The sequence below is a fragment of the Streptomyces sp. NPDC041124 genome, from assembly GCF_055592385.1.
This window is the reverse complement of record NZ_JBVIYR010000006.1, coordinates 116,707-129,572: the sequence shown is the minus strand read 5'-3', so window position 1 is coordinate 129,572 and position 12,866 is coordinate 116,707. Positions and strand designations below refer to the sequence as shown.

The 12,866-nt window shown below is 72.0% G+C and carries 13 protein-coding genes; 10 read left to right on the top strand and 3 right to left on the bottom strand.

What is annotated here, in order from left to right; all coding sequences use genetic code 11:
- The first annotated feature begins 50 nt into the window (after window positions 1-50).
- The 3 genes from ACZ6A9_RS17975 (at window position 51) to ACZ6A9_RS17965 (ending at window position 2,732) form a co-directional block, all read left to right on the top strand.
- Window positions 51-1,436 (top strand): NADP-dependent succinic semialdehyde dehydrogenase, encoded by a 1,386-nt coding sequence (locus tag ACZ6A9_RS17975; protein ID WP_468986196.1) that lies wholly within the window; start codon window positions 51-53, stop codon window positions 1,434-1,436.
- Between the two features lie 25 nt (window positions 1,437-1,461).
- Window positions 1,462-1,698, top strand: a complete 237-nt coding sequence (locus ACZ6A9_RS17970; protein WP_004991175.1) for a DUF6213 family protein — start codon at window positions 1,462-1,464, stop codon at window positions 1,696-1,698.
- A gap of 167 nt (window positions 1,699-1,865) precedes the next feature.
- Entirely contained in the window at window positions 1,866-2,732 is an 867-nt protein-coding gene (locus ACZ6A9_RS17965) for an RICIN domain-containing protein (protein WP_468986192.1), read from the top strand.
- Here the strand turns inward: ACZ6A9_RS17965 and ACZ6A9_RS17960 are convergent.
- A complete protein-coding gene (locus tag ACZ6A9_RS17960) occupies window positions 2,719-3,399 on the bottom strand; it encodes a transcriptional regulator (RefSeq protein WP_468987215.1) in 681 nt (226 codons plus the stop codon). The two genes, ACZ6A9_RS17965 and ACZ6A9_RS17960, sit on opposite strands and share 14 nt — an antisense overlap.
- 105 nt (window positions 3,400-3,504) lie before the next feature.
- The gene (locus tag ACZ6A9_RS17955) at window positions 3,505-4,731 is read right to left on the bottom strand and encodes an acyl-CoA dehydrogenase family protein (protein ID WP_468986189.1); all 1,227 of its coding nucleotides are present in this window, start codon (window positions 4,729-4,731) and stop codon (window positions 3,505-3,507) included.
- Between the two features lie 172 nt (window positions 4,732-4,903).
- Here ACZ6A9_RS17955 and ACZ6A9_RS17950 point away from each other — a divergent pair, with 172 nt between their 5' ends.
- Window positions 4,904-5,545, top strand: a complete 642-nt coding sequence (locus ACZ6A9_RS17950) for a TetR/AcrR family transcriptional regulator (protein WP_468986187.1) — start codon at window positions 4,904-4,906, stop codon at window positions 5,543-5,545.
- Window positions 5,546-5,599: 54 nt separating this feature from the next.
- Here the strand turns inward: ACZ6A9_RS17950 and def are convergent, their stop codons facing one another.
- Entirely contained in the window at window positions 5,600-6,145 is a 546-nt protein-coding gene (def, locus tag ACZ6A9_RS17945) for a peptide deformylase (protein WP_468986183.1), read from the bottom strand.
- Window positions 6,146-6,291: 146 nt separating this feature from the next.
- On the opposite strand from def, the gene ACZ6A9_RS17940 reads away from it, so the two are divergent.
- The 6 genes from ACZ6A9_RS17940 to ACZ6A9_RS17915 all read left to right on the top strand — a co-directional run bounded on the left by ACZ6A9_RS17940 (window position 6,292) and on the right by ACZ6A9_RS17915 (window position 12,860).
- Window positions 6,292-7,530 carry a Mur ligase family protein gene (locus ACZ6A9_RS17940; protein WP_190163599.1) on the top strand — a complete coding sequence of 413 codons (1,239 nt, stop codon included), beginning with the start codon at window positions 6,292-6,294 and terminating at the stop codon, window positions 7,528-7,530.
- A gap of 24 nt (window positions 7,531-7,554) precedes the next feature.
- Entirely contained in the window at window positions 7,555-8,283 is a 729-nt protein-coding gene (locus ACZ6A9_RS17935; RefSeq protein ID WP_228965831.1) for a glutamine amidotransferase, read from the top strand.
- A gap of 198 nt (window positions 8,284-8,481) precedes the next feature.
- A complete protein-coding gene (locus ACZ6A9_RS17930) occupies window positions 8,482-9,507 on the top strand; it encodes a 6-phosphofructokinase (RefSeq protein WP_468986153.1) in 1,026 nt (341 codons plus the stop codon).
- 183 nt (window positions 9,508-9,690) lie between these two features.
- Window positions 9,691-10,641 carry a cytochrome c oxidase assembly protein gene (locus ACZ6A9_RS17925; protein WP_228965833.1) on the top strand — a complete coding sequence of 317 codons (951 nt, stop codon included), beginning with the start codon at window positions 9,691-9,693 and terminating at the stop codon, window positions 10,639-10,641.
- A 217-nt stretch (window positions 10,642-10,858) separates the two neighbouring features.
- On the top strand, window positions 10,859-12,670 hold the full coding sequence (locus ACZ6A9_RS17920; protein ID WP_468987214.1) for a serine/threonine-protein kinase: 1,812 nt from the start codon (window positions 10,859-10,861) through the stop codon (window positions 12,668-12,670).
- A gap of 13 nt (window positions 12,671-12,683) precedes the next feature.
- Window positions 12,684-12,860: a hypothetical protein gene (locus ACZ6A9_RS17915; RefSeq protein ID WP_468986147.1), complete on the top strand. Its 177-nt coding sequence runs from the start codon at window positions 12,684-12,686 to the stop codon at window positions 12,858-12,860.
- Window positions 12,861-12,866: the final 6 nt, after the last annotated feature.

The window sequence follows — 12,866 nt, the reverse complement described above, 5'->3', positions numbered from 1 at the left end:
CGCCGCGCGGGAAGGTCGGAAGGCACAGCCCGTCCCCAGGGAGGTCAGCGATGCACATCGCCACGGTGAATCCGGCGAACGGCGAGACCGTCAAGGCGTACCACCCCATGGACGAGGAGGAGCTGGAGCGCCGGCTCCAGCTGGCGGAGGCCACCTTCCGTACGTACCGGACGTCGACGTTCGAGGAGCGTGCGCGGCTGATGCACCGGGCGGCCGAGATCCTCGAGGAGGACCAGGACGCCATCGGCCGGGTGATCACCACGGAGATGGGCAAACCGGTCAAGCAGGCCCGCGCGGAGGCCGCGAAGTGCGCGAAGGCGATGCGCTGGTACGCCGACCACGCGGCGCGGCTGCTCGCCGACGAGGAACCCGACGCCGCCGACGTCAAGGACTCGGGCGCTTCCCGGGTGCTGGTGCGCTACCGGCCGCTGGGCCCGGTGCTGGCCGTGATGCCGTGGAACTTCCCGCTGTGGCAGGTGGTGCGGTTCGCCGCGCCCGCGCTGATGGCGGGCAACGTGGGCCTGCTCAAGCACGCCTCGAACGTGCCGCAGACCGCGCTGTACCTGGAGGACCTGTTCCACCGCGCCGGCTTCACCGAGGGCTGCTTCCAGACACTGCTCATCGGCTCCGCCGCGGTCGACGACCTGCTGCGGGACGAACGGGTCAGGGCGGCCACCCTCACCGGCAGCGAGCCTGCGGGCCGCGCGGTCGCCTCCACCGCCGGGGAAATGATCAAGAAGACGGTGCTGGAGCTGGGCGGCAGCGACCCGTTCGTGGTCATGCCCTCCGCCGACCTGGACCGGGCCGCCGAGGTGGCGGTCACCGCGCGGACGCAGAACACAGGGCAGTCCTGCATCGCCGCCAAGCGGTTCATCGTCCACACGGACGTCTACGACGCCTTCGCCGAGCGTTTCACCGCCGGCATGAAGGCGCTGAAGGTCGGCGACCCGATGGACGAGGACACGGACGTCGGCCCGCTCTCCAGCGAACGGGGCCGCGAGGACCTGGAGGAACTGGTCGAGGACGCCGTACGGGCCGGCGCCACCGTGCTGTGCGGGGGCGAGCGCCCCGAGGGGCCCGGCTGGTTCTACCCGCCGACCGTGCTGGCCGGCATCGGCCGGGAGATGCGCATCCACCGCGAGGAGGCGTTCGGCCCGGTCGCCACGCTGTACCGCGCCGCGGACATCGACGAGGCGGTCCTCATCGCCAACGACACCGACTTCGGGCTCAGTTCCAACGTCTGGACCCGTGACGAGGCCGAGGTCGACCGCTTCGTCCGGGACCTGGAGGCGGGCAGCGTGTACGTGAACGGGATGACGGCGTCCCACCCGGCGTTCCCGTTCGGCGGGGTCAAGCGGTCCGGGTTCGGGCGTGAGCTGTCCGGGCACGGAATCCGCGAGTTCTGCAACATCACCACCGTTTGGCAGGGTGCGTGACGGTCGCCCGACTACGATCCCGACTGTGAACCGCGAAGTGACTCTGCCTCTGATCGTCGACGACCGCGGGACCTTGCAGGTGGCCGCCGCCGATGTCAGCAAGCTGCTGCGCACGGTGGGCGGGCGGTGGGTGCGGCTGGTCGAGGCCGGGGAGGACGGGCTCGACGAGGACACGGTCGCCGCGCTGACCATCGAGCTGGCCAAGCTCGCCGACCGGATCGACGTGGCGTGCATCGCCCACAGCAGCGGCGGCGCCCCGTAGGTCCGGCCACCGCCTTCCCGCGGGCCGTCCGCGGGAAGGCCCGACCGGCGCGGGCAGAGGGGATGTGACGTAATCCTTACGCCGGCACCGGAGAGGCTGACGGAGAACGTCCGGTGGTGTGAACTCCTGAGCGACCGAGTGATCGATCGTGCGATGGAGTCACAGCAATGAGATGGAATCGTTCCGCGTCCGCCGCGGCCACGGGTCTTGCCGCCGCCTGCCTCGGCCTCGGCCTTCCCGCCACCGCGTGGGCCGCCACGCCCGACGTCCCCGAGGCGCTGCGGATCTGCACCGGGCCCTACGCGGGCTTCCAGCAGTGCGGCGCCCCGACCCCGCCGACGTTCAGCGCCACCAACGGTTCCGCACCCCTGTTCGCCGCCTCGGTCAAGGGTCTGGAGCCCCAGCCCGGCCTGAACGGGAGGATGGAGCTGGCACGCCTCGGCGAGCAGCCGTTCGGCACCTTCCGGACCGACACGGGGGCCGGCCACGTGTGGGCCGTGCAGATTCCCGCCAGCACGTTCAGCCCGGGTGACTACCAGTGGCGGATCCGCGCCGAGGGCGCCGACGGCCCGTCCGACTGGTCCGCCTGGTGCGTGTTCACGGTGACCGGCCCGGAGCCCACGGAGCCCACGGAGTTCACCTACAGTCCCGACGGCGGTGAGCACTGCCTCGACGTGAGCGGCGCCGGGACGCAGGACGCCACGGGGGTGCAGCTGTGGGACTGCAACGGCTCCCTGGGCCAGACCTGGAGGACCACTCCCGAGGGCACCCTGGTGAACCCGAACTCGGGCAAGTGCCTGGACGTGGCCGACGGCGGAACCGCCGACGGCACCACGGTGCAGCTCCACACGTGCAACGGCACCGGCGCCCAGCAGTGGCGCTACGACCGGACCGTGCCGCTCGCCTTCGTCCACCCCGGGTCCGGCAAGTGCCTCGACGTGCCCTACGCGAACTTCACCAACGGCGTCCCGCTCCAGATCCACGAGTGCAACGGCACCGACGCCCAGGTCTGGAAGGAGCTCACTCCCGCCTGACCGGCCGGGCGGCGGAGCACAGGCTCTCCCAGAACATGGCCTCGTAGCTCTGCAGGAGCCGCCCGTGACGGCGGGCGCGGCGCTCGTCCAGGCTGCCCGCGTCCAGGGCGGCCCGGACCGACGCCAGGGCCATGCGCTCCAGGTCGGGAGCCGGTTCGGCGAAGAAGTCGAAGAAGGCGCAGGCCTCGTCGGGGAATCCGTAGTGGGCGCGCAGGGCGTCGGCGATCGTGGCGCAGTAGCCGCCCCAGGCGGAGAAGTTGGCCGTCACGGCGAGGACGGCGTCGGCCGGAGCGGCGTTGAGGGCCAGCCAGGCGACACAGGCCGGGTAGGCCTGGCACCCCGGCCGGGCTTCGTACGCGTCCGCCCGGGCCGCGTCGGCACCGCAGGCGGCCGCGAACGGCTCGAGGTGCTCCCCGGCGAGCGCCTCGCCCTCGGCGAGAGCGGTGAAGAACGCGGCGGAGTCCGGTTCGCCGGCGGACCGGTCCGCCAGGTGCAGGAACGCGCGGCGGTCCGCGGGGATCACCAGGCGCTGCTCGAGGGCGAGCGCGGCCAGCACCGCCCGGTCCGCCTCGCCGCGGGCGATCAGCGGCACGAGGGGGTTGGCGCGCGGGTCAGGGGCCAGGTCGCGGGTGAACGCGTCCATCAGGTCGCGGGCGGTGCGGGGCATCGCGTCCTCCGTCGCGTCGGTCACACACGAGCCTTCCCCGGGAACGGGGCACGGGTAACCCGGCGGCGCCGCCCGCACCGCCGGGCCGTTCGGGGGGGACCCGTCTCAGCGGATGGGCACGCCCGACAGGGTGCGGGCGATCACCAGGCGCTGGATCTCGCTCGTGCCCTCGAAGATCGTGTAGATCGCGGCGTCTCGGTGCATCCGCTCGACGGGGTACTCGCGGGTGTAGCCGTTGCCGCCGAGGATCTGGATCGCCTGGGCGGTGACCTTCTTGGCGGTCTCGCTGGCGAACAGCTTGGACATCGAGCCCTCGGCCGCCGTGAACGGCTTGCCGTTGATGGCCATCCAGGAGGCGCGCCACACCAGGAGGCGGGCGGCGTCGATCTGGGTGCGCATGTCGGCGAGCTGGAAGGCGACGCCCTGGTTGTCGATGATCGGGCGGCCGAACTGCTCCCGCGTGGTGGCGTACTCCAGGGCGACCTCGTAGGCGGCGCGGGCGGTGCCCACGGCCATGGCGCCGACCGCCGGGCGGGACGCCTCGAAGGTGGCCATGGCGGCGTTCTTGACGCGCTCGCCGCCCTTCCTGGCCTTCTCGCGGGCGCGGGCGAGCCGCTCGTCCAGCTTCTCCTTGCCGCCGAGCAGGCAGGAGCCGGGCACGCGCACGTTGTCCAGGATGACCTCGGCGGTGTGCGAGGCGCGGATGCCGTGCTTCTTGAACTTCTGGCCCTGGGAGCAGCCGGGGGTGTTCGGCGGGATGATGAAGGAGGCGTGGCCCTTGGAGCCGAGCTCCGGGTCGACGACCGCGACCACGACGTGGACGTTGGCGATGCCGCCGTTGGTGGCCCACGTCTTGGTGCCGTTGAGCACCCACTCGTCCTTGGCCTCGTCGTACACCGCGCGGGTGCGCATCGAGGCGACGTCGGAGCCGGCGTCGGGCTCGGAGGAGCAGAACGCGGCGACCTTGACGTCGTTGGCGTCGCCGTACATCTGGGGGATCCAGGTGCCGATCTGCTCCTCGGTGCCGTTGGCGAGGACGCCGACGGCGGCGAGACCGGTGCCGACGATCGACAGGGCGATGCCCGCGTCGCCCCAGAAGAGCTCCTCCATCGCCATGGGAATGCCCAGGCCACTTGCGTCGAAGTACTGCTGGGCGTAGAAGTCGAGGGAGTAGATGCCGACCTTGGCGGCCTCCTGGATCACCGGCCAGGGAGTCTCCTCACGCTCGTCCCATTCGGCGGCCGCGGGGCGGATCACATCGGCGGCGAAGCCGTGCAGCCAGTCCCGCACCTCCTTCTGTTCGTCGTTGAGCTCCATGGTGAACTCGGCCATGACCCCTCCAGCGGCGATTCACGTGCGTGTTACTTACGGTAACACCGAGTCTGTTACTCATGGGTAGGAAAAGTCAATCCCTCAGGGTCGCCGGTATCCCGTTCGATGGCCACTGAGCCTTCAGTGCTAGTTTGCGCAGGCGTCACCGAACCAGCACGGGTGGGGAGAGTTCATGGACACCACACAGCGGACCGATCAGCAGCGGTCCGCCGACCGACGACGGCGCGAGCTGCTGGAGGCCGCCGACCGAGTGGTGCTGCGCGACGGCCCCGGAGCCTCGATGAACGCGATCGCCGCCGAGGCGGGCATCACCAAGCCGATCCTCTACCGGCACTTCGGTGACAAGGGAGGACTCTACGCCGCACTGGCCAAGCGGCACACCGACGCGCTGCTGGCCTCGCTGCGGGCCGCGCTGGACGCCCCGGCGGGCCGGCGCGAGCGGGTCGAGGCCACCCTGGACACGTACCTGTCGGCCATCGAGGCACGCCCACAGGTGTACCGGTTCCTGATGCATCCCGCGGAGGGGGCACCGAGCGAGCAGGGCTTCGACGTCGGCAAACACTCGGCACCGCTGCTGCGGCGGATGGGCGAGGAGCTGGCCCAGGTGATCGAGGAGCGGCTGGACCTCGGACCGGGCAGCCAGCAGCTCGCCCGGGTGTGGGGACACGGCATCGTCGGCATGATGCACGCGGCCGGCGACTGGTGGCTCGGAGAACGGCCCTGCTCCCGCGCCGAGTTGGTGCGCAGCCTGGCGGATCTGCTCTGGGGGCGGCTGGCGGCGGCGGGCGACAGGACCGGCAGCCCGGGCTTCTGAACCGCGACCGGGCGGCCTCTCCCTTCCCGCCCGGGACGGCAGACGTGCCCGGCCTCAGTGCGGACGGTTCCAGGACGCTCGGTCCGCCCGGCGCATGAGCCTGCGGTGCCGCCACCCCGTCAGGCGGTCGGCGTAGATCCGGCCCTCCAGGTGGTCGTACTCGTGCTGCAGACACCGGGCGAAGAAGCCGGTGCCGTGGACGGTGACCGGTTCGCCGGTCACCGTGAACCCCTCGACCACGGCATGGTCGTACCGCTCCGTCCCCGCCTCCAGGCCCGGCAGGGACAGACAGCCCTCCGGGCCGCGCACCACCACCCCGTCCGTCTCGGCCAGCCGCGGGTTCACCACATGGCCCCGGTGCCGGACGTCCTCGTCGTCCGGGCAGTCGTAGACGAACACCCGCAGCGGCTCGCCGACCTGGTTCGCCGCCAGGCCCACCCCCTGGGCCGCGTACATCGTCGCGAACAAGTCCTCCACCAGTCGGGAGAGTTCCGGGCCGAAGCCGGAGACCTCCCGGCAGGGCGCGTGCAGCACCGGGTCGCCGAGCAGGGTGAGGGGCCGGACGCGTCCGTGGACGCCGGGGATGGAGCCGTGTCGCATGGCGGCAAGAGTACGGTCCTTCCAGCAACGCCCGTCTCACGATGGTGCCGCGGTTCAGGAGTGCGAATGGATCTCGATAGGCTGAGGTCTCACCACGTGGCCGTCCGGCACAGACGCGGCGCGTACGCAAGGAGGATCGAGAACTGATGGCAGGCAACTCGGACCCGCTCTCGCCGCGGGCCAAGCTGGCCGTGACCGCGGGCAAGGCGGTCGCTGCGGCATCCCGCGCCGCCGGACGCGGCAGCGGATCGGTGATCGGCGGCCGGGTGGCACTCAAACTCGACCCCGATCTCCTCGCCCGGCTCGCCCAGAACCTGGACTGTGTCCTGGTCTCGGCGACCAACGGCAAGACGACGACCACCCGGCTCATCGCCGAGGCGCTCAGGGCCGCGGGCCCCGTCGTCTCCAACGCGCTCGGCGCCAACATGCCGGCCGGCATCACCTCGGCGCTCGCGGGCGGCTCGGACGCCAAGTTCGGTGTCATCGAGGTCGACGAGAAGTACCTGGCGGGCGTCGCCCGCGACACCGACCCGAAGTGCATCGCCCTGCTCAACCTCTCCCGCGACCAGCTGGACCGGGCCGCCGAGACCCGGATGCTCGCGGAGAACTGGCGCGAGGGCCTGGCCGGCTCCAAGGCCGTCATCGTCGCCAACGCCGACGACCCGCTGGTGGTGTGGGCCGCTTCCTCCTCCCCCAACGTGATCTGGGTCGCCGCCGGCCAGATGTGGAAGGACGACGCCTGGTCCTGCCCGTCCTGCGGCGGTGTGATGCAGCGCCCCGGCGACGACTGGTTCTGCGGTGAGTGCGGCTTCCGCCGGCCCACCCCGAGCTGGGCGCTCTCCGGCGACCACGTGCTCGACCCGCACGGCTCCGCCTGGCCGATCCACCTGCAGCTCCCGGGCCGCGCCAACAAGGCCAACGCCGCGTCCTCCGCGGCCGTCGCCGCCGTCTTCGGCGTGCCGCCGCAGGTCGCCCTGGAGCGCATGTACCAGGTGCAGGCCGTGGCCGGCCGCTACGACGTGGTCCAGTTCGAGGGCCGTGACCTGCGACTGCTGCTCGCCAAGAACCCCGCGGGCTGGCTGGAGACGTTCTCGCTGATCGACCCGCCGCCGACCCCGGTGATCCTCTCGGTGAACGCCCGCTCCGCCGACGGCACCGACACCTCCTGGCTGTGGGACGTCGACTACACGCGGCTGACCGGTCACCCGATCTGCGTCGTAGGCGACCGGAAGCTGGACCTCGCGGTGCGTCTGGAGGTCGCGAACCAGCAGTTCCAGGTCTGCGAGAACCTCGACCAGGCGGTGCAGCTGTGCCCGCCCGGCCGGATCGAGGTCATCGCCAACTACACCGCGTTCCAGGACCTGCGCCGCCGCGTCGGCAACTGACCACGACACCTCAGGGGACTTGAAGTGAGCGACAACCAGCTGCGGGTCGTCTGGATCTACCCGGACCTGCTCAGCACGTACGGCGACCAGGGCAACGTGCTCGTCGTGGAGCGCCGGGCGCGGCAGCGCGGCCTGGACGTGGCGCGGCTCGACGTGCGCAGCGACCAGCCGATCCCGACCTCCGGCGACATCTACCTGATCGGCGGCGGCGAGGACCGTCCACAGCGGCTGGCCGCCGAGCGGCTGCGCCGCGACGGCGGTCTGCACCGGGCGGTGGAGAACGGCGCGATCGTCTTCTCGGTGTGCGCCGGCTACCAGATCCTCGGCCACGAGTTCATCAACGACCTCGGTCAGCGCGAGCCCGGCCTCGGTCTGCTCGACGTGGTCTCGGTACGCGGTGAGGGCGCCCGGTGCGTCGGCGACGTACTCGCGGACATCAACCCGCAGCTGGGGCTGCCCCCGCTGACCGGGTTCGAGAACCACCAGGGCGTCACCCACCTGGGCCCCACCGCCCGCCCGTTCGCCCAGGTGCGCTTCGGCAACGGCAACGGCACCGGGGACGGCACCGAGGGCGCGTTCAACGGCACCGTCTTCGGGACGTACATGCACGGCCCCGTGCTCGCGCGCAACCCGCAGATCGCCGACCTGCTGCTGAAGCTGGCGCTGGACGTCAACGCGCTGCCGCCCACCGACGACCGCTGGTACGAGGCCCTGCGCACCGAGCGGATCGCGGCGGCGCAGCAGCCCGCCTGAGGCCTTCGCCGGCGCGTGGACACCGGGCGTCGGACGGGCCCGGACGGCCCGTCTGACGCCTGCTCCGCACAGGTGAGCGGGGTCGTCCAGCAGGCGGACGCGAGATGCGGTCCGGCCCCCCACAGCCGCTAGGGTGGCGGGGATCGAGCCGGACAGCGCGGTCCGGTCCGGCCCACATCGAGAAGGTTGTTTCGGGCTATGCGCATTGGTGTCCTCACGTCCGGCGGCGACTGCCCCGGCCTGAACGCCGTCATCCGGTCCGTCGTGCACCGTGCCGTCGTCGACCACGGCGACGAGGTCATCGGATTCCGTGACGGGTGGAAGGGCCTCCTGGAGGGCGACCACCTCAAGCTCGACCTCGACGCGGTGAGCGGCATCCTCGCCCGCGGCGGCACCATCCTCGGCTCCTCCCGGGTCCGTCCCGAGCATCTGCGGGACGGTGTGGAGCGGGCCAAGGGACACGTCCAGGAGCTCAGCCTCGACGCGATCATCCCCATCGGCGGTGAGGGCACGCTCAAGGCGGCCCGGCTGCTCTCCGACAACGGCCTGCCGATAGTCGGTGTGCCGAAGACCATCGACAACGACATCGCCGTCACCGACGTCACCTTCGGTTTCGACACCGCCGTCGGGGTGGCGACCGAGGCCCTGGACCGGCTGAAGACCACCGCCGAATCCCACCAGCGCGTGCTGATCGTGGAGGTCATGGGCCGTCACACGGGATGGATCGCGCTGCACTCCGGCATGGCCGCCGGCGCGCACGCCGTCGTCGTCCCCGAGCGGCCCTTCGACATCGACGAGCTGACCGCGAAGGTCGGTGAGCGGTTCTCGGCCGGCAAGCGGTTCGCGATCGTGGTCGCTGCGGAGGGAGCCAAGCCGAAGGCCGGGACGATGGACTTCGACGAGGGCGGCAAGGACGTCTACGGTCACGAGCGGTTCGCCGGGATCGCCCGGCAGCTCTCCCTGGAGCTGGAGTCCCGGCTCGGCAAGGAGGCCCGGCCGGTGATCCTCGGGCACGTGCAGCGCGGCGGGACACCCACCGCGTACGACCGGGTGCTGGCGACCCGCTTCGGGTGGCACGCGGTGGAGGCGGTGCACCGGGGCGAGTTCGGGCGGATGACGGCGCTGCGGGGGACGGACATCGTGATGGTGTCCCTCGCGGAGGCGGTGGAGACGTTGAAGACGGTGCCGGACTCCCGGTACGCGGAGGCGGAGTGCGTGCTGTGAGTGTGCGGGGCCGATGAGAGCTCGCCCGGCCGCGTTCCGGGCCGCGGGCCGCGTGTGGTGGACCGTGCGGTCCCCCGCGCCCCTTCAGGGCGATGACCGCCCCCGGTGACCACGGTCGCCGGGGGCGGTTCTACTCTGGTGCGGACGGAACGGGTACAACCTGCACGAAAATGGAGCCGGCCGATGGATCACAGCGGGCACGGTATGACGATGGATCTGCCACCGTTCACGCTGGGGCGGGGGCTCGCCTGGTCGGCGGATCCCTTCTTTCTCGTCGCCTGCCTGCTGGGGCTGGCGCTGTACGGCTGGGGCGTGGTCCGGCTGGCGCGGCGCGGTGACAAGTGGCCGGTGGGACGGACCGTCGCGTTCGTCACCGGTGTGCTGAGCATCGGGCTCATGATGTGCACCGCGCTGAACGACTACGGCATGGTCATGTTCAGCGTGCACATGGTGCAGCACATGGTGATCAGCATGGTGTCGCCGATCCTGATCCTGCTCGGCGCCCCGATCACCCTCGCCCTGCGCGCGCTGCCGCCGGCCGGGCGGGGCCGCAAGGGACCGCGCGAGTTGCTGCTGATGCTGCTGCACAGCCATTACATGCGGCTCATCACGCACCCGGTGTTCACCATTCCGATGTTCATCGCGAGCCTGTACGGGCTGTACTTCACGCCTCTGTTCGACTTCCTGATGGGCTCCCAGGTGGGGCACATCGCGATGATGGTGCATTTCCTCGCCGTCGGCCTGGTCTTCTTCTGGCCGATCATGGGCGTGGACCCGGGCCCGCACCGGCCGGGTTATCTGATGCGCATGCTGGAACTGTTCGCCGGCATGCCGTTCCACGCCTTCTTCGGCATCGCGCTGATGATGGCGTCGACGCCGATGGTCACCACCTTCGAGAACCCTCCCGGCTCACTCGGCATCGACGCGCTGTCCGACCAGAACGCGGCCGGCGGTATCGCCTGGGCGTTCAGCGAGGTGCCCTCCGTCCTGGTGCTGATCGCGCTGCTGTTCCAGTGGTACGCCTCGGACCAGCGGCAGGCCAAGCGCACGGACCGCGCCGCCGACCGGGACGGGGACAAGGAACTCCAGGCGTACAACGCCTATCTGGCCTCTTTGAACTCACCCGGGAACTGAATTCACCCCTTTCTCCGTCCCCTTGAACGGACAATTTCCTCCAGTAACATGATGCGTCCGGGGGAAACCGCAAGGGGGAGCGGTCCATGGGAATGCGTACGTCTGCGCACGAGGTGAACAAGGCTGCGATGCGGAATATCGCCCTCGTTCTCCGCCACCGCACGAAGGAAATGACCGCCACGGCCGAGCGTCCCGGCCGGAACCGGACGTGACCCGGATGCCCGCGGGTGCGCCGGCGTCGGGAGCGGGCCGGGTGATCGCCGGCCGGTACGTGCTGCTGCGGCGGCTGGGCGGCGGCGGCATGGGGCACGTGTGGCTCGCCCACGACCAGCGGCTGGCGTGCGAGGTCGCGCTCAAGGAGATCGTGTTCGGTGATCCGGCCGAGCCCGGCCAGGACCGGGAGGCGCGGGTCGCACGGGCCCGCGCGGAGGCACGGCACGCGGCCGGTCTGCGCGGTCACCCCCATGTGGTGACCGTGCACGACGTGCTGGAGCACGACGGGCTGCCGTGGATCGTCATGGAGTACGTCGCCGGCGCCGTCGACCTGCGGGAGCTGCTCGCCCGCAGGGGCCGCCTCGCCCCCGCCGAGTGCGCCCGGATCGGGCTCGGCGTCCTGGACGCACTCACCGCCGGGCACGAGCGGGGCGTGCTGCACCGCGACGTGAAGCCGGCGAACATCCTGCTCGCGCCCGACCGCGCCGGCGCACCGCACGGCCGGGTGCTGCTCACCGACTACGGCATCTCCGTACGGCCGGACACCGGCGAGACGCGGTACACCCTGGCCTCCGCGCTGGTCGGCACCGCCGGGTACCTGGCGCCGGAGCGGGCCACCGGTGGGCCGCCCACTCCCGCGGCCGACCTGTTCTCGCTCGGCTGCACCCTGTACCACGCGGTGGAGGGGCGGGCTCCCTTCGCGCGGGCGTCCCCGCTGGCGTCGGTCACCGCGGTGGTCATGGAGGACCCGCGTCCGCCGGTGCGGGCGGGCGCGCTGGAGCCGGTGCTGCGGGGACTGCTCGCCAAGGATCCGGGACTGCGCACGACCGCGCGGGACACGGAGGCCGAGCTGGCGTGGATCGTGACGCCCCAGTCGGAGACGTATCCGCGCACGCAGGCGGACCTCGGCTCCCGGCCTCCGTGGGACACCGCCCCGCACCCGCAGCCCTCGGCGCACCCACCCGTCCCCTCCCCCGCGAAAACCCGCCGGCGCCGCCGCCCGCACGCCCTGCGCGCCGTGCTCGCCGGGGGTCTGGGGCTGGTGCTGACGCTGGGCGGGACCTGGTACGCGCTGGCCGACCGGGAACCCGGCGGTCGCGGGACGGCCCCGCCGTACGGGGAGGCCGTCGGGCTGGTGGAGCCGCTGGAGGCGGGCGACTGCGTGCGGGCCGACTGGCCCGGCGGTGCCCGGTTCGCCGGCACGCCCCGGCTGACCCTCGATGCGACCTGCGCGGAGCAGACGCCCGACGGGCAGGTCATGGCGTTCGTGGCGTCCGCCTCGGCCGGGGAGGCGCGTCAGCGGGGCCCGGCGCTGTGCGAGGAGCGGACGCGGGAGCTGCGCGGCCGGCTGGCCGACGTACGGGCGGTGGCCGTCGTCCCGGCGCCCGACGGGTTCGAGGCGGCCGGGCGGCGCACCGCCTGTCTGGTGTTCGGCGCGCACGGGCCCCTCTACGGCCCGCTGGGCCACCACCGCCGCATGGGGACGGCGTTCGCGGACCCGGCGACGATGCAGCGGCGGGACTGCCTGGAGGTGCGCTCGCGCCGGGAGGCGCTGCTGGTGTCCTGCGCGGGGGAGCACGACGAGCAGGTCCTGGGGTTCGTCCGGCTGGGCGGGGACGCGACGCCCGCCGGGGCCCGCTCCGCGGCGGACGCGGCGTGTGCGCGGGAGGTCGCGCCGCGTGACTACGGCTTCGACCCCTCGCTCCACACGGCCGGGTCGTGGACCGGCGGCGGAGCCCGGAAATCAGGCGAGCACGCGGTCGTGTGCACCGTAAAGAGGCGGAACGGGGGCACCATGGAGGGAGCCGAACCATGAGGAGGGTGTTGCGATGCCCGGTACCACGAACGGTTCAAGTGCGACGAAGACCATGGGGGTGCTCACGGTGGGCGCCCTGGTCGCCGTGACGGCGTACACGGTGGCGCTCGGCAGCAACGGCTGGCTGTGGTTCGGGTGGGTCGTCCTCGGCCTGCTCACCCTCGGGATGGTGGCCACCCGCAGCGCCTGAGGGACG

Coding starts and splice junctions, on each gene's coding strand:
- ACZ6A9_RS17940 (WP_190163599.1), top strand. CDS start 6,292: ATGGCAGGCAACTCGGACCCGCTCTCGCCGCGGGCCAAGCTGGCCGTG.
- ACZ6A9_RS17975 (WP_468986196.1), top strand. CDS start 51: ATGCACATCGCCACGGTGAATCCGGCGAACGGCGAGACCGTCAAGGCG.
- ACZ6A9_RS17930 (WP_468986153.1), top strand. CDS start 8,482: ATGCGCATTGGTGTCCTCACGTCCGGCGGCGACTGCCCCGGCCTGAAC.
- ACZ6A9_RS17955 (WP_468986189.1), bottom strand. CDS start 4,731: ATGGCCGAGTTCACCATGGAGCTCAACGACGAACAGAAGGAGGTGCGG.
- def (WP_468986183.1), bottom strand. CDS start 6,145: ATGCGACACGGCTCCATCCCCGGCGTCCACGGACGCGTCCGGCCCCTC.
- ACZ6A9_RS17915 (WP_468986147.1), top strand. CDS start 12,684: ATGCCCGGTACCACGAACGGTTCAAGTGCGACGAAGACCATGGGGGTG.
- ACZ6A9_RS17965 (WP_468986192.1), top strand. CDS start 1,866: ATGAGATGGAATCGTTCCGCGTCCGCCGCGGCCACGGGTCTTGCCGCC.
- ACZ6A9_RS17950 (WP_468986187.1), top strand. CDS start 4,904: ATGGACACCACACAGCGGACCGATCAGCAGCGGTCCGCCGACCGACGA.
- ACZ6A9_RS17920 (WP_468987214.1), top strand. CDS start 10,859: ATGCCCGCGGGTGCGCCGGCGTCGGGAGCGGGCCGGGTGATCGCCGGC.
- ACZ6A9_RS17960 (WP_468987215.1), bottom strand. CDS start 3,399: ATGCCCCGCACCGCCCGCGACCTGATGGACGCGTTCACCCGCGACCTG.
- ACZ6A9_RS17925 (WP_228965833.1), top strand. CDS start 9,691: ATGGATCACAGCGGGCACGGTATGACGATGGATCTGCCACCGTTCACG.